This window comes from Sulfurisphaera sp. (assembly GCF_059755235.1).
In genome coordinates, this window is the sequence record NZ_DBPRYF010000018.1 from 1 (window position 1) to 16,405 (window position 16,405).

At 35.5% G+C, this 16,405-nt stretch carries 13 protein-coding genes and 1 pseudogene; 7 read left to right on the plus strand and 7 right to left on the minus strand.

What is annotated here, in order from left to right:
- Positions 1 to 1,365 (minus strand): glycosyltransferase (locus tag AC3OCB_RS01875; protein WP_498340493.1); only part of this gene is annotated, 1,365 nt, incomplete at its 3' end.
- Positions 1,366 to 1,497: 132 nt separating this feature from the next.
- Between AC3OCB_RS01875 and AC3OCB_RS01880 the strand changes: the two genes are divergently transcribed.
- Both AC3OCB_RS01880 and AC3OCB_RS01885 read left to right on the plus strand, forming a co-directional pair.
- Positions 1,498 to 2,016: a type 1 glutamine amidotransferase domain-containing protein gene (locus tag AC3OCB_RS01880; RefSeq protein WP_498340494.1), complete on the plus strand. Its 519-nt coding sequence runs from the start codon at positions 1,498 to 1,500 to the stop codon at positions 2,014 to 2,016.
- Positions 2,017 to 2,063: 47 nt separating this feature from the next.
- Positions 2,064 to 3,350 (plus strand): cryptochrome/photolyase family protein, encoded by a 1,287-nt coding sequence (locus AC3OCB_RS01885; protein ID WP_498340496.1) that lies wholly within the window; start codon positions 2,064 to 2,066, stop codon positions 3,348 to 3,350.
- 12 nt (positions 3,351 to 3,362) lie between these two features.
- Here AC3OCB_RS01885 and AC3OCB_RS01890 read toward each other — a convergent pair whose 3' ends face one another.
- On the minus strand, positions 3,363 to 3,983 hold the full coding sequence (locus tag AC3OCB_RS01890) for an MBL fold metallo-hydrolase (protein WP_498340497.1): 621 nt from the start codon (positions 3,981 to 3,983) through the stop codon (positions 3,363 to 3,365).
- A 65-nt stretch (positions 3,984 to 4,048) separates the two neighbouring features.
- On the opposite strand from AC3OCB_RS01890, the gene AC3OCB_RS01895 reads away from it, so the two are divergent.
- From AC3OCB_RS01895 to wrbA, 4 genes are read left to right on the plus strand one after another with little or no spacing between them, the layout of a single operon-like run.
- Positions 4,049 to 6,316: a hypothetical protein gene (locus AC3OCB_RS01895; protein ID WP_498340498.1), complete on the plus strand. Its 2,268-nt coding sequence runs from the start codon at positions 4,049 to 4,051 to the stop codon at positions 6,314 to 6,316.
- Positions 6,270 to 8,294, plus strand: coding sequence for a hypothetical protein (locus tag AC3OCB_RS01900; protein ID WP_498340499.1), 2,025 nt, complete (start codon positions 6,270 to 6,272; stop codon positions 8,292 to 8,294). Before AC3OCB_RS01895 ends, AC3OCB_RS01900 begins: the two co-directional genes overlap by 47 nt.
- A gap of 18 nt (positions 8,295 to 8,312) precedes the next feature.
- Positions 8,313 to 9,035, plus strand: a complete 723-nt coding sequence (locus tag AC3OCB_RS01905) for a glycosyltransferase (RefSeq protein WP_498340500.1) — start codon at positions 8,313 to 8,315, stop codon at positions 9,033 to 9,035.
- Positions 9,036 to 9,089: 54 nt separating this feature from the next.
- Positions 9,090 to 9,680 (plus strand): NAD(P)H:quinone oxidoreductase, encoded by a 591-nt coding sequence (wrbA, locus tag AC3OCB_RS01910; RefSeq protein ID WP_498340502.1) that lies wholly within the window; start codon positions 9,090 to 9,092, stop codon positions 9,678 to 9,680.
- 211 nt (positions 9,681 to 9,891) lie between these two features.
- Here the strand turns inward: wrbA and AC3OCB_RS01915 are convergent, their stop codons facing one another.
- Genes AC3OCB_RS01915 through AC3OCB_RS01930 form a run of 4 tightly spaced genes read right to left on the minus strand, consistent with a single transcriptional unit; the run spans position 9,892 to position 13,967 of the window.
- Positions 9,892 to 10,407, minus strand: coding sequence for a hypothetical protein (locus tag AC3OCB_RS01915; protein WP_498340503.1), 516 nt, complete (start codon positions 10,405 to 10,407; stop codon positions 9,892 to 9,894).
- Positions 10,404 to 11,834 (minus strand): hypothetical protein, encoded by a 1,431-nt coding sequence (locus tag AC3OCB_RS01920; RefSeq protein ID WP_498340504.1) that lies wholly within the window; start codon positions 11,832 to 11,834, stop codon positions 10,404 to 10,406. Before AC3OCB_RS01920 ends, AC3OCB_RS01915 begins: the two co-directional genes overlap by 4 nt.
- Positions 11,812 to 13,383, minus strand: a complete 1,572-nt coding sequence (locus tag AC3OCB_RS01925; RefSeq protein ID WP_498340505.1) for a hypothetical protein — start codon at positions 13,381 to 13,383, stop codon at positions 11,812 to 11,814. The genes AC3OCB_RS01920 and AC3OCB_RS01925 overlap by 23 nt, the downstream gene beginning before the upstream one ends.
- A complete protein-coding gene (locus AC3OCB_RS01930) occupies positions 13,380 to 13,967 on the minus strand; it encodes a hypothetical protein (protein ID WP_498340506.1) in 588 nt (195 codons plus the stop codon). The genes AC3OCB_RS01925 and AC3OCB_RS01930 overlap by 4 nt, the downstream gene beginning before the upstream one ends.
- Positions 13,968 to 14,069: 102 nt before the next feature.
- On the opposite strand from AC3OCB_RS01930, the gene AC3OCB_RS01935 reads away from it, so the two are divergent.
- Complete coding sequence (locus AC3OCB_RS01935; RefSeq protein WP_498340507.1) at positions 14,070 to 15,443, plus strand: hypothetical protein; 1,374 nt, start codon at positions 14,070 to 14,072, stop codon at positions 15,441 to 15,443.
- Positions 15,444 to 15,846: 403 nt separating this feature from the next.
- Here AC3OCB_RS01935 and AC3OCB_RS01940 read toward each other — a convergent pair.
- Positions 15,847 to 16,405: pseudogene (locus tag AC3OCB_RS01940) on the minus strand (Ldh family oxidoreductase); the annotation flags it as partial.

Sequence of the window (16,405 nt, forward strand, 5' to 3'; positions counted from 1 at the left end):
GTATTGAGGGAACGTTAAGTAGTCATTGTAACCAATTTCATAATAGCTGTTTACGGCTTGTTTTATCTTTCTAACGAAATCCTCATATTCATGGACAAAAGCTATTACTGGAAGAAGTTCATCTCTGTCTGTTCCATATAACCACCCATTATAACCATCCTTTATGATCTCCGTTACTGCTCCATCCCTTGATTCAACACTTGGAACTCCATTGAGCCCTGCTTTCATAAAACTAGTGCCTCTAGCTTCCCACCCAGACAAAGGTGTAAATGTCCAAATATCTGTACCCCATAATACTTGCTTCATTATCTGGGTATCAGCACCTTCTACAAATATCACGTTGCTCTTCCTCTGAGAGTATTCCTTAAACTTCTTTTCTAACTCTACACCATAATACTCTTGCGGATGTGCTTTTCCTCCAATAATAAAGAATGCATCATCTTTCAATTCATCAATCAAACGTAAAATAAACTCCGGTCTTTTATACTGTGTTATTCTCCTTGACCAGCTAATCACCGGTTTTTCGCTCTCTTTCCCAAGCTTCTTTAGTGCCTCTTTCTTTATCTCTTTTCTTTTCTTTATAAAATCATCAAGGTCTTTAACGTTGTTTAGCAAAGGATGTCTCCATCTTGGGACTTCTACTGCATTAGTTATTGCCTTTATTTTATGCATCTGGTGAGGAAATACCCTTCCTACAAGTTTCAGCATCTTTTTAGATACAACGATTCCTTGGTAGGCTACTGATAATCCTAACTCTGTCATTACAACTGGATCAAAGGGGAAATCATAACCAAACTCCTCTTTAAAGAAGTTGGAATGGAAGGAAGGATGTCCCCATGGCGCAGGTGTGTGGATGATTATCCTGTATCGTGGAAAATAATGTAAAAGGGTAATAAAAGAGGGATAAGCCTCTTGTAGATCAACATAATTTATTTTATCCCAACCTATCCTTTCCGTTATGTACCTTTCGCTAGCTTTAGCCAAAACCAGATACTTATAAAACCTTTCCTCCTCAGAGTTTTCGACATATAATCTTTCATTTAATCTCAAAGCCCAATCTGGTGAGAGGATGTTTATGAAAATCGCTTTTGCTGTATTCAATTTGTAACTTAAGTATTCAACCTTAATCTTTCCCTTTACTTTTGTCTCTATCTCCGCTTCTCCCTCTTTAACTAAGTTAGAAAACAGTTGTTTTTGCTTCTCTTCTCCATCTACGTATCCTTTCCTATAAAAGAGTGTGAATACAGTGTATTCAATTCCTAATCTACTTGCAGCGTAAAATTTATCCCCTTCAAGTACTCCTAACCCGCCTGCATAATTCTGTCCTATATCTAAGCCTAGCTCTGCAGTTAGACTAACAATCATACTTTATACTTCTCATACGAAATCTTTTAAGCATATTTCCAAATGGAGTATTTACTACTTTAAACTCGTTTGAATGTATATGCTTCTTTCAAAACGATATAGCTTTATATCTCTCATCTAATAACAATAATTATGAAAGTATTATTTATTGTAGGAGATGAGTTTGAAGACATAGAGCTTTTATACCCTTTTTATAGGGTTATAGAGGAGGGATTTAAACCAGTTATCGCTGGTAAAGAAGCTGGAGGAAAGATTGTTGGAAAACATGGTTATTCAGTAGTTGCTGACATCTCTTTTAAAGAAGTGAAAGTTAGCGACTACGTAGCTCTTGTCATTCCAGGAGGAAGAGGACCAGAGAAAATTCGAACCTTGCCAGAAGTTAAAGAGCTTACTAGAAAATTCTTCGAGATGAAGAAACCAGTGGCTGCTATATGCCATGGTCCTCAAGTATTGATTTCTGCTGGTGTCGTTAAGGGAAGGAAGATAACTTCAGTAGCTTCAATAAAAGATGATATAATAGTTGCTGGCGGAGAATATATAGATGCACCAGTAGTAGAGGATGAAAATCTTATCTCGTCGAGACACCCTGGGGATTTACCGTTTTTTGCACAAAGTTTAATAAAAGCATTAAAAACCTTTAAAAACACATAAGAAAACTCCTTACACCACTTTTTATTTTTTGTATCTACCATTAAACAGTGAAATGTGTATTTATATTTAGGAGAGATTTAAGGCTGTATGACAATACTGGTCTTAATCATGCTCTAAATGAGTGTGAAGAAGTAATCCCCATATTCATAGCAGACCCAAGACAAATGATTACAAATCCTTACAAATCTGAATATGCTGTGTCATTCATGGTTAATTCCCTAATGGATCTAGATGAGGAGCTTAGAGAGAGAGGTAGTAAACTTCACGTTTATTTCGGAGAGGCAGAAAAAGTAGTTTCACACTTAAAAAATATAGATGCAATATATGTCAATGAGGATTACACTCCATTTAGTATTTCTAGAGATAAAAAGATAAGAGATTACTGTGAGAGAAATGGTATAGAATTTAAATCTTACGAAGACTATCTTTTGACTCCTAAAAAATTATTTCATCATAAGAGTTTCACTCCATTTTACAATGAGGTAAGGAAGCTAAAAGTAAGGGAGCCAGAGACCTATGAAGGCAAGTTTGGAAAGGATGACTCACTAGAAGTTGACTTTCTCCTTTCTTTCAAAAAAACGGAGTCACCGTTATTTAACGGCGGAAGGAAAGAAGGATTAAGGCTACTAGAAAGAGAGTTTGACTACAGCAAAAGGGATTATCCATCGGAGAACGGAAATTCTTACTTATCACCTCACTTAAAGTTTGGCACTGTTTCAATGAGAGAGGCATACTACAAAAAGCTTGAGAATGAAGACTTCATAAGGGAACTTTATTGGAGGGACTTTTACACCTTATTAGCTTATTATAACCCTTATGTTTTCGGCAATTGTTACAGAAGAGAATTTGATTATCTAGAATGGGAGAATAACTCTGAGTACTTTAATGCATGGAAAGAAGGGAAGACAGGTTACCCAATAGTTGACGCAGGGATGAGAGCTTTAAACGCAACAGGTTATATTAATGGTAGGCTTAGAATGATTACAGCGTTCTTTTTAGTTAAAGTGCTGTTCGTTGATTGGAGACTAGGTGAAAAGTACTTTGCAACAAAGCTTGTAGATTATGACCCTGCAATCAATAACGGGAATTGGCAATGGGTTTCCTCTACTGGAGTAGACTATATTTTCCGTGTATTTAACCCGTGGAAACAGCAGGAAAAATTTGATCCAGAAGCTAAATTCATAAAAGATTGGGTAGAAGAACTAAGAGACTATCCTCCTAGCGTAATACACTCGCTTTATAAAACAAAAGTCCCGGGGTATCCTCAACCAATAGTAGACTGGAAAGAAAGGGTTGAACTCGTGAGAGAAAAGTTTAAGGAATTAATGAATTAGTTTTTTCTAAGACTAAACTTCAACTTTATTAGCACTATTACTTTTCCCATGGCTAACATAAATGAAAGATGGTTTTAGGTCAAGTATCTTTTGGACACTTTTCATTAGCTCCTCAAGATTTTCGTATATCGAAGGGTAAACTAACTTCTCATCTTTTCCTTGTAACATGTCACCTACAATCACTGAGTTTAGAGGTTCAACAAAAATGGAAATTGAATCGTTTGTGTGCCCCGGCGTATAAAGTACCTTAACTCCTTTTACTATCTCTTGTCCGTCTTCTAGGTAAAAATCAACTCTTGCAGGTTTTAATCCTCGTGAAAGTAAGGGAAAGAATACAGAAGCTATTTTCAGACCTACTGAATGAACTACTGGTTTTCTTACCAAGCCTTTCTTTAAGTACTCCTCTCCATTTTTATGTATCCCGAACTTTGCATCAGTTCTATTCATTATCTCGCTAGCCCCACCTATATGATCAGCATGTGAATGAGTAAAAATAACGTACCGTACGTTCTTGAGATAGGGGATCAGCTTTTCTCCGCTTTCGGGGGTACCACTGTCTACTAAAATGTTTCCTTCTTCAGTTTCTATCAAGAATGACTTGACAAACCTAAGTTCTATCTCTGTGATCTTCACACTATTTTTTAGATAATCAAGGTATATATGATTAGTTTTATATTTTTTATGGATTAGCTTATGGTATGCAAAAGTTCTTTGTTAATATTGCCTTTTTGCTCTCTCTGCTGACTTTGATACTTTCAAAACAACAAGATCCAATAATCCTTGGTGCATTTTTGTTAACTATTGCCTTTTCAACTCTGTATGGCGATAAAAGGCTAAATTTCCTTTATATCGTCTTGGTTTTCCCTTTCGTTGCTTTCCATTTTCTTCCTCCTTACATACTCTTTGCAGTTGCTATAGCTTCTTTAACTTCATTCTATTACACCTCTTTTTCTCATGTCTTGATACCTGCAGGAATTTCACTCTTTCTTTTAGATACTCCCTACGTGGTAGACCTTTACGTCTTTCTGGGGCTTGTTGTAGCTTATAAACTCATGAAGTATGACTCTAGAGGTATTGTAGCCTCCGGTATAATTTACCTTGTGTTTTCTGCCTTTATCAGTAAATACGAAATACCATTAAGTGACTTAGCATACTTTAACCTTGTTTTTGGAGCTGTTTCAATGTTAGTTGAACAATCAACAGTAAAGATTCCTAGGAAGGTCTACGTACCGCTAGTCCTCGTGTTGTTTCCTATTTCTACCTTTATCCTCCCCTTACCTAACGCGTATTATTGGTGGAACCCTAGCTCCTTTCTCTTTTCTAACTTCCTCTCTCTTTACATTTTAGGTTACGGATATAATTTACACATCGACCAGTTTGTCTTGTATTATATTTCTTCTTTTCTAGTTGATAAGCTAGGGCAAATAATTGCCCTCCACGTTATAGTCTTTCTCTTTTACTTTGTTTCGGGATTAACGTCTTATCTGTTGTTTGACAGAAATAAACTTCTGTTCTCTTTCATATACTCTGTCTTAACTCCAGTCCAAATACCTTCATTAGCCTTAACTTATTCTCTTCTGCCCTTGGGTTTGGTTATAGCTACAAAAATTGACATAAAGAGGTTCTTAGCTTTTTCAGCAGTCACTATCTCGGCGGGTTATGTATTCCCTTTTGCTTTCACAATACTTTCCTTTCTATTAAACAAGAGGAAAGAATATGCAATTTTTTCCTTCTTGCTCTCTCTATTCTGGTTAATTCCGTACGTACTAGTGGGTTTCCCTAACGAGAGTTATCCCTTTCCTCCGCTTGAGCTTTACATAATTTTCACAATTGCTTCAGTTCTTTCTTTCTTTATTCAAAACAAATATCTTGGGTTAGCCCTAGTTGTAGGGTCTGTTTACTTGGCTTTGTCCTTGCCTTACTCCTTAATCCTCTACCCTTTCATAATTTTAGGAGTTCTCCTTATTTCAGATGCAAAGAAGTTTCTCATACCTCTTGTCCTAGTGTCTTTAGTAGTTTTTCAAGGTGTTACAATAGCTCCATCTCTTTCATTTAATGGTGTTCCTAATGGGGTTCAGAACGTGATAGCTAAGTTAGAGAATGAAAGCTTTGGTCTGGTCTTTTGGAATTCAAGTTACTCTTTGCTTTCTCCTTATCCAGTTACTAATCAAACAGCATTAGCTAAATACATCGTAACAGTTGTTAATTCGAGTAACTACTCTATCACAATTAATCCTAAATACATTTCGCAACCAATCCCTCTTTTACTTTCTCTAAATCAAACTCAACTCCAACCACCAAAGGTCGGCAATTTAACAAACGCCATTGTGAAGGTTGAAAATGACAGTATTCTCTGGGAAATACCAAAAGGTTTTTCAGAGTCAGAAATTTACATCTCCTTCCCTGCACCAGAGACTCTGAATGGCACATTATATTTCGAAATAAACGCTAGTAATTTACAGTACTTTGAAATAGGAGTGCTTAACTTAACCTCAGCTAAGCTGTATAAAAACACAACTGAGGTAAGTTTGCACCAGCAAGTTACTCTCATTGATCTTTATTACTACTCCGAAAATTCTACGCTACTAAAAGTAACTCCTTATATAAATGAAGGTGGCAAGTCAGTCTTGTTACTTAAGAAGATCGTCCCCTTTACCTTTGTAGAAAGGCAAAGTTCAGATAAAATTTTCATAAACTTAAATGCTACTACGAGTTTAAACGTTTCAGCGCTAAAAGGATTTGTTTTTTCTGTAAACGGTTCCAAGCTGATTAATTCTACTCTATTAAAGCCAGGGTACTACGAGATTGTTGTTCAAACAAAAACTCCGAACTATCTTTACCCAAGTGTTACAGCTACTGTGATAGGGTTTATCTTATCCTTGTTTTATGTGATAACAAGGGAAAAGCTGGTGAGAATTTATGCAAAGCTCATTCAACGTGTTAAGACTACTGAAGAGAAGCAGTAACTACATAATCCCGCTAATACTTAGCGTTTCTATAAACTATTTGTGGTATAGAGGTTTACCCATATATGGTGGTGATCAAGGTTTTTTCCTAGCTAGTGGGATCACTACCTCATATTTAATCAATCCCGTATTATACGCTTATACAAATTACCCTTACGGTTTTGTCCCAACAGTTGCAGGTACATCATGGACAGGTTTAGTGTTACTCCCTTTTGCTTTCTTTGGTAATCTGAGCGAGGAGATATTCTCTACAGTTCTTTCCTTTATAGGGTCATACTACGTTATGAGAATAGCTGATAACTACTACTCTTCACGTCTAGCATCCTTCTTTTCAACTTTTCTCTATCTAACTAACTGGTTTATATTTGTAGGTTTTGTAGAGATGCCATATATCTTTTTAAACACTATGATGATCTACTTCCTTCTTCCAGTAGTTATTTACTATTCATTAAGATTTTATCATGGTAGGATCCCTTTTAATAAAGCTTATCCAATTATTACAATACTCTCTTCTTATATGCTTTTCATTTCTGGAGAGATCTTTCCTATTGTTTGGCTAGGGCTTGTGTTTCTCATTGGATACTTTTTCAGACGTAAGATCTTGCACTTTTTGTTTACATTATTCTCATTTACAATACCTCAATTTTACTGGATTTTCTCTTTTGCATCATCTATCATACCTCAGTATGAAACGGTAAAAAACCAGTCAATAACAGTTGTTAACATTTCTTCCTCTTCTCCTCTTATCTACTCAGCCTCCTCCTATATATCTTCAGTAATACCACCTAGTGAGAACACGCTATTTTTAGTGATTTTAGGGCTCATAAGCATACTTTCCATCATCTTCACTAAAGGTGATTTAAGGTTCTTTGCTATATTATGGTTAATTGTCATAGGTTTTGACTCCTCAATTTATACACCGTGGTATGGTTTAGTTAATTACGCTGTTTCCCATTACGCATTTTTTGCTGTGCTTAGAACAACTCAATTCGCAACTTCCTCTTTTGCTAGTCTATTCTTCTCTTTGCTAGTTCCATCCTTAATACGGGGTAAATACAAAACTGGGATTTTTCTACTACTCCTAGTTTTATTTTCAATACTTAACTTACCAGTTATATCTGGGTCTTTAGCAGATAGAGTTAACCCTCCTTCATACTTCCTTGATTTAATCAGTTACCTGAATTCACAGAAAGGAGACTTCAGCATAGCAGTATTCCCAACAGTCAGTTATGGATGGTACTCTACGTCATGGTACTATGGAAATAGCATCTATTTATACTACTCTGTTCATCCAGTAATAGTCGGGGGTATTTACTCTGGAGCTTATTTCTATCAATATTATTTTAAACTGAATTACCTCCTCTATTTCTCAAACCTTTCTAACCAAGGCTTCGTTACTTATATACAGAATTTGTTGACATTGCTTAACGTTAAGTACATCATTATCGAGGGGGATGCACAATCTAACGTGACCTTCATAAATTTGCTTTATTTACCTATTAAGCCATATCTTCAAAACCTGGAATTTCTAAGCGAGAATTATCACATGGTTTCATTTGTGAAGCAATTTGGCCCTCTTTATCTTTACAAAGTGAATTTAAACACTTCATATGCTTATTATACTAACACAAGTGAAATAGACGTGAACACACAGAACCTTTCTGTCGTGCTAAAACCTGCACCAATCCACTTCGTATCTCCTACTGAGGTGTTGGTGACATCTTCCTCTAGTAAGTATCTCTTGTTAACATTTGCTTATTCCCCTTACTGGGTTTCAAATATCTCTCTCCCTATGAATGCTTCAAACTTTAACCTTTACCAAGTTAACGGAAGTGGTATTATCATACACGACGCTTTACAAGGTGAGTTAGTCAGAGATGACGTCTATGCCCTCCTCTCTATTACATTCCCAATTATTATTAGCTTGATATTTAAAGAATTGGGTACGAAGTTAACAAAGAGAAAAATTTTTAAATAGAAAATTACAAAAAAGTATATGCTATCGATAGTAATCCCAGCGTACAATGAAGAAAAGAGGATTGCAAAAACCCTTTCTTTATTGCGACAAAAAATTTCTAACTCAGAGATTATTGTTGTCTTTGAAGGAAATGACAAAACGCCAGAAATTGCCAAAAAATTTGGGGCAATAATTTACGTTAATGAGACTAGACTAGGGAAAGGAGGGTCAATAAAAGTAGGAATACAGAACGCTAAGGCTGAGAGAATCCTCATTATAGACGCTGATTTACCAACTACTGAAATTGAGAAGATAATTAATCAAGACGCAGACCTCGTTATAGCACACCGTGACATCTCCACAATGCCTAGAGTTAGGCGATTTCTTCACCACGGTTACATGCTTTTAGCAAAAATCATGTTTCCTTCATTGAGAAGGTTTAGTGATCTCCAAGCTGGGGTTAAGCTTGTGAAACGCGACAAAATAGAACAAGTCATGGATGAACTAGTCATGAATGATTTCGTCTTTGATACAAACTTAATATACTCTTTCTTAAAACACGGTTTTTCAGTAAAAGAAGTACCTGTAAGATATGAGCATGAAGAGGGGGACAGTAAAATATCTGGTAAATTGTTCAAGATCATTATATTCATGTTTCTTTCCCTTGTAAAACTCAGAGTATTTTATTCTCCCTTCAGATGGGTATTATACACGAAGACATTCTTGAAATTGCAAGACAAAATTATAAAGGTATTAAGGTAAGTTAGTTTCCTATAGTTAAGTTAAATTTTATTAAAATGGCTAATTTCTTATCTTATGGAAAAAGTTAAAATCTTAGTCCTCTTCTACGGGTATGGTTCAATTGTAGAATTAGCTAAAGAGATAGCGAAAGGAGCTGAGGAAGAAGGAGCAGAGGTTAGGATAAGGAGAGTTAGAGAAACACTCCCGCCAGAAGTACAAGCAAGACTTCCTGTCGACAAGGTAAAAGACATTCCAGAAGCAACTCTTGACGATTTGAGATGGGCCGATGGTTTTGTAATTGGTTCACTAACTAGATATGGTAACATGGCGGGTAGTCTAAAGACATTTTTAGATCAAACAGCTTTGCTATGGAGAGACAATGTGTTGTATGGCAAGCCAGTAGGTTTCTTTACTGAAGCATCAACTACTCATGGTGGACATGAAACTACTATTCTAACAATGTCAACTTATGCTTACCATTTTGGTATGATAATAGTGCCATTAGGTTATGGAATACCAGAGATGTTTCAGACAACAACTGGAGGAAGCCCTTACGGAGCATCTCACCTTGGCGTGAGAGAAGAACTAGATGAAAATGAAAGGAAGATAGCAAGGTTTCTAGGTAAGAGAGTTACTGAAGTAGCTAGAAAGCTAAAGGGATGCTAAAAATATCTTAGACTTCACCTTATTAAATAGATAAAATACATAATTAGCCCCTCGATTATAATATATCATTTATCTTTCTTTTTTTATGTTTTCTTACCTTGCAGAAAGAGAAAGAGTTAGAAGAAAATTATTTAATTAATGAGTAAATAAATAGAATTTTAACATTTTCTCAAGCAGAGTTTAAAATAGTTTTAACTTATGTATGAGATTTTTAGCTAAATGCAGTAGAGTTAGGATATATAGTGGCAAACACTGTTTGATTATAAGCATTAATTTCCAGAATTAATGTAGTGTTCCATACTGGTATTTTCATTCCATTAGAAAGTGTAATTGTGTTGTATGCAGTATAGTTATAAATTATTGGTTGAGGTAGAGGTCCAATAAAAGTTTTGCTTGTCGGCGTTATTTTAATTGCGTATATATACTTTGTGATGTTCACAAATATCCCTTGATAAACCGCATAAACGTCTTTCAGAGTGAAGTTTCCATTGCCACTAAATGTAAGTAATGTAATGTTTGAATTAGAAGTCGAGTTGAAGAAAATGAGGACACTACCCCCATTTATTTGGTTTTTAATTATCTGAGCGAAATTTGTGGGCTTAGCTGTGGGCTTTGAATAATTAGTAATTAAATAATAAAGTGGAACTAACACTAGCAAAATCAGTATAATTGCTATCAAAAACGCAATTAATGCCGATTGTCCTATCTTTAGTTTTGGCATATTCATGATAAACCACCTCGTAATTGTTGCCAGTAAATTACAGTGCTATAATATACTTTTATCGTCATAGGCTGGTTTATTATGACATAGCTAGGTATGTTGGGAAAAGTATAGGTAAATGATGTACCGTTACTGTAACTGAAGATTACCGTTTTTGCAGAATGCGAGGCATAGCTATTTACTGAATAATTATAGTAGAATGTTCCTATAATACCAAAGGTATGATTACCACCAATTATCCAATAAGAATTATTGTACACATATAGGTTATTATCTATTATAGCGTATTCGCCTTGCCAAACATTATAGCCTGTTATGTTTACCTTATAGTAGTTATAGTCATTAACGTAATTTATATTTAATGTCTGAGTTGTAGATGGTGGGACAAATATTATTGCGGAATATGTGTTAATTGTCTTAGATGAGTACTGCATTGAAGAGTAGCTATAGTGTTGAATTATACCCTTAGACTTATATCCAGTATAGTTTGCTTGTAGAGTTAATACGGTAACGTTAACAAACCCCGCGGGAACTGTAATTGTTGTTCCATTAGTTACTGTATATGTTTTACCGTCTATGTTAGCCGTCAAACTTCCAGGGTAATTAGTTTGTATCTTAAGTGTTGCATAAGCTAACAACGGAGTATAGTTGGCTATTAAAACCGCGGTACTCCCTTGCAAGGTGACTTTAACTCCTTGGCTAGTTGTGGAGTTCAAAGACGCACCACCTATAACATACCAGTTTCTGAAAACTCCAGTTATTACTTGTCCCTTAGAATTCTCATAGTAGACATACTCTGGTACTTTAACTTCAAATGTACCAGTAGTGTTGGGGAAATTTACTGGCGTAGTGAAATTCTCCCATTTACTGTAAATGTTTGTGGAGATGTTTGCAGATACCCCTAAAGTTAGGGAAGAGTTTGAGATTTGAGTTAATATTTCTACTCCTCCTTTAGTTCCAGCAAGAGCAAATGGTCCAATAGACGATCCGGGCGTTAAGAAGAATATATTGCCTAATGAGGTAACTATGATTATTGGCTTACCGTTGACATATGAAGGCAAATGTAATGCTTCACCTACGCTTACCACTATAGGATAGTTTAGTGGAATAGTTATCCAAACACCTTGCTGATTCAAGTACAGTATGTCAGTTATTGTTAAGTTTGCTGGCGGAGTAAAGGTTCCGTTTGTGTACTGCAAGATAATAATGGATGAGTTATAGTAGATTGCGGGGTGACCAGTTATGACTTGTTTTATTTGTAAATCCTTTAAGTATTGATAATTATTCACTATTGCTGAAGAAACCTGCTTATAGTTTTGACTAGAGGCGAAATAGAACAGAAATGGTACTGCAATGACTATCACTACTATTAATACCATGATCAGCGCTACAACATTAGCTAAACCCTTATTATGGCTGGGTTGTACCACCATATTCCCACACCTCGTTATTTATGATTATTATAGGTGAATTAACTGTAAACGTTTGACCTACATTTTTTATCTGTACACCATTCGGAGTATTTATGACAATACCGTTTCTCTGTAACGCAGATAATAATCCGTTATAGGTATATGTCTGAGTAAAAATACCAAATATACTCTTATTTAATACAAAGGTACCAGTTAATTGAAGTATATAATCCTTAGTAATTTTGTATGTGGTTCCTGCCTTGACATAAATCTTGAACGGCACATAATTCTTCACTGGTCCCCATGTATAAGTGTTGTTTATCTGTAGAAGTTGCCCCGCAATATCACCCAGAACTGGAGAAGTGTTAGATACTAAAGTGTAATCAGATGGCAATGTAAAGTTGTTGAGTACCTCTATAAGGTAATAAGTTTGTACTTTTTCGTAATTACCTAAAACTGTTCCACTGCCATTAACAAATATTTCGTATCTTGAAATATTTGTTATCTTGGTGGTATTTGCTGTTAAACCAGTAAATGCATAAGTGTTTATTTGCCCTGCTGGCATAGTAAAACTATATTGTTTATAGTTGAACGTAACGTTATACATTGAGGGGAACTGTATTATATGATAGCCGTAAGTTAAGTTAAGAGTGATACCAGAGGAATTAATGTAGTACAACTTGTTATCTACATAAACTGGAATAGTTTTATTTAGAGATGTCAAGTGAATGCTATTATTATTTATTTTATTACCCAGGGGTATGCCGTTTGGCATAATTGTTACTGGGAACTTCTTGAGACTAGCATTGTATATTGCCGTAATTACTAATGGCCCATAAACCGTGAATTGAGTACTTAATTTGTTAGGTGCTGATAAACTTCCATACCCTGCAATCGTCCAGTTCAAGAAGTTTGCTGTTAATCCGTACCCGGCAAGAAATATTGGACTTCCGTTTATATCGTTAATGAAATAAGTCCCAGGGTTTAAATAAAATAGTTGAGGCGTAAGACCACTACCTATCTGGGTAGCTGGCGAGCTTAGCGTGATTAATATGTTTGCTGGTATTAACTTACTACCATTGATCACAAATGCAGTTACATAAACTGGGATTTTCCCAGCAGGGCCAGATACTGATACTGTTACTATTGAGGTATTGGGATTCAAGAAGTAAATGTTGCCTAAAGCAGTAACAATTATTACTGGCTTATTAAACGCAGAGGAAGGTAATGGGTACTTGGTGTTCCCAGAAATAACTATACTCTGCTTTAACACTGGTACCCAAGTACTCCCATTAAAATAATATATTTGAGTTAAGTTAAAAGGTGAAGGTATTAGGTTGTAATTAAATAATAAATAAGGAGAAGTAGAGGAGTTATAATATATGTTTGGATTCCCTCTATATACTTGATTATTTTGCTGTTCTTGCTGTTGTGTATATACACTAGCTTGTATTCTACCTTGTGAGGAGAAGAAACCTAGCTGATTAAAAATAATGAAAGCGGGTACTAGTATTGCTATAAGTATTATGAGGAGAAAGAGAAATACTACAGGTATTGACAACGCTTTCATGTTGAAGGCACCCCCGTATAAGTATAACCTATCCTAAACCAATAACCCCCTTCGTTAATTATAAACCAAATTATTACTATGTCATTATGACTTACATTGTTTATAACTACGGTTACTGGAGTGTTAAAATTTACTTTGTACAAGGTAGCTTGACCAGAATAAAGTATCTTCCCGCTGGTGTCATATATGGGAGAGGAAATCTGAACTGTCGAAGCCTTAGAACCATTAGGCCAATAAACAAAGAAGGGTTGAATACTTGAAGGTGTATATACTCCTGCAGAAGGTTGAAGATATGAAGGTGCTGTGAAAGCTAATACATAAGCAGTCCCGTTAAATGCGGGGTTATATAACATTACTACAAGGCTACCTGCATTACTTGAATTAATTAGCAAAGGACCCACAGATAAGGAGGAGGAAGAGGCAATATTCGATGCTTGATTTTGGGCATTTGAAAATGCTACTTGAGGAGTTAAATATGCAAAGCTAAAGCCAGCTACAACTATTCCAAGAACCACTACTGTGATAATGAGTATCATTTCGGTTGTTATTTCTGATGGCATTACTACCTTAAATATATCTTTCATAGAGCACTAATAAACTTTTCTAATCCCGTAAATTTATCTATATAAACTTACCTAGAATTAATGGCAAAGTTTAATACAGAGATGGACTATGAAAAATAACATATGAGAGGTTTATCTACGGCTGTCATTGGATTTATACTTGTAATGACTACATTAGTCCTTATGCTAGGCGTTCTAACCCTTTATTCATTTTACTTTTCTAATGAGAGCTCTTCTGCCTTTTCCCAATCATACTTAGTTGGTTTATCTAAACTAGTCCAATTTCAAATATCAAATCTTGCATTTTATGGAATTCCCCCAAACTATAGCTACTTTAATGTAAGTTACTTCATTTGGGTTTCTTCTCCAACAAAGATCGTTACTATTGTAGTATTTAATGAAACCCCTACGCCCCCTAATTTACTGTCTTATACACTACCTCCTAGTAATGTGAAAGTTGGGTTGTTCAAATCACAACCACAAGGTTATGTTAGCTTGCAGAGTTTTACAATAAACTCTAATGTGTATTCACCTACCGGAGGTCTGCTGGGAGTAATTAATGCTAAAGCTTATAATGTTAGTTCCAATACAACTTATATACTCTCCTCTATAATAAAGCCCAATAACATTGTGGTCGTCTGGGTATTGTACAACTATCAAGGTAAATGGTACAGACTAGCATGGACTTATACATCTCCAGCCAATCAAGGTCTAGGTGTTTACACCCTTTCAAGTAGCGGAATTGTTAGTTCATCTAATCCGAGTAATGCTGTTGTCCCTCATTATGTAACTAGCAATAAAGGTATGATGTTCGGTCTTTGGTTTAAAGTTGTAAACAATCAGACTAACGCTCTTGTCTCCAACCTTACGCTTACCACAGTTAACAATAACAATGTCTCTATTATAGTTTTCATGAAAAGTGGGGGATTATATCTTAATATATCAAAGAATGGTGTAGTATATACCACAACCACAATCTTACAAAACTTAAACCAAGGGGCATGGTACTTCTTAAATATTTCATTTGGAGCTCAACTAAATTCAGGGACAAGCAACCCTTTTATGAATATAAGTATCTATTCTACTAATCAGAAATTATTAAGAAGTATTAGTATTACTCAACAACAATTGTCATTCACGTCGCTTAATGGATATTTAAATAGCGTCAAGTTCGGCTCATCAGTATTATCAACAGCCATTTCGCAAGCTTTTATTGTATCATCGCAATCTAGTAGCGGGGCTACTTCATTTTACAACGTATCTAAAACAGTACTTGAGAACGGGTATTACTACAATGATACAAATAACTTAAAGCAAATTATGGCAAACGCAAATAATCAGCTGTATGCAATAGTATATTGGTATTTTGTTTGGCCATATTCAAACCCGCCTCCACCTAGTATACCTGCAATAATGTGGTATTATCCTTTAGGGAGTTCCACTTTAGCAACAACATATATTTATTCAACAGGTCAAAACAGCTATTTCATTGCTTAGAAGATTTAATTTAACTTATTCAATTCGATTTTTTCATTCCACATTCTTTAAGTTTGATGTAAGCAATGAACTTTTCAGCCCTTCTCTGCTTTTAACAAACCTAATTATTCTACCGATACAGAAGAACTTCCTCGAACAAGAAAACATATTTTTATAATTTGATCAACGTTCTTCACTACTTAGTATTCATAGTTTAATATCCCGAAAAGGAAAAATGAGCCGTCGATCCCTATTTCTTTAGGGTCACGGTCATATATTAGAGAGATAAAGAACTGCATCAGAATGATTCTTGAAATTTTAACTCGAAAAGGTTAAGAGAAATAATCAATAATCATGTCTCGTTATTCATAATTTTTTTTAGCTTTTCTACCTTTTAGAAACAAGATCGAGTTTACTACATTTTTCATGTATAATAAGGTACTTTCTCTTTCATCTCTTGCAACGTCTTTAGTAATGTCTCGTCTATTGGTATTCCATCTCTCAGCCTTTCTTCTCTTATTTTATTTCCGTGTTTACCTGGGTACATAACCTCTTTTTTCATCTTTTCTATTTCTTCCTTGTAGGAGGAAAAAAATGAAGGGTTTATTACTACGAGGACTTCCCCCTTGTTAGGAGGGTTTTCTGTATTTAGCACACCCTTTACATCAAGCCCTAATGCAGATCCAGTTAAAAAGGAGACTAAGCTCTATAAAACAAGCATTAGGTAGAAGCCTTTGTTCCCTCCTAAAGGTAAAAGACCCCCTTTTAACGCTCTTTCTGGGTCATCTGTAGGTTTGCCTTCTTCGTCAACAGCTAATCCCAAAGGTATTTTCTCTCCTCTCCTCTTTGCCTCAATGATCTTCCCTCTTGCAGTTGCTGAAAGAGCCATATCCAGCACAATGTCTGGCGGAATTCCTATTGAGAGAGGTGTTGTAGAAAGAATCTTTCGTGATGTTCCGGGTAAGACAACTGCCGGTTCAGCA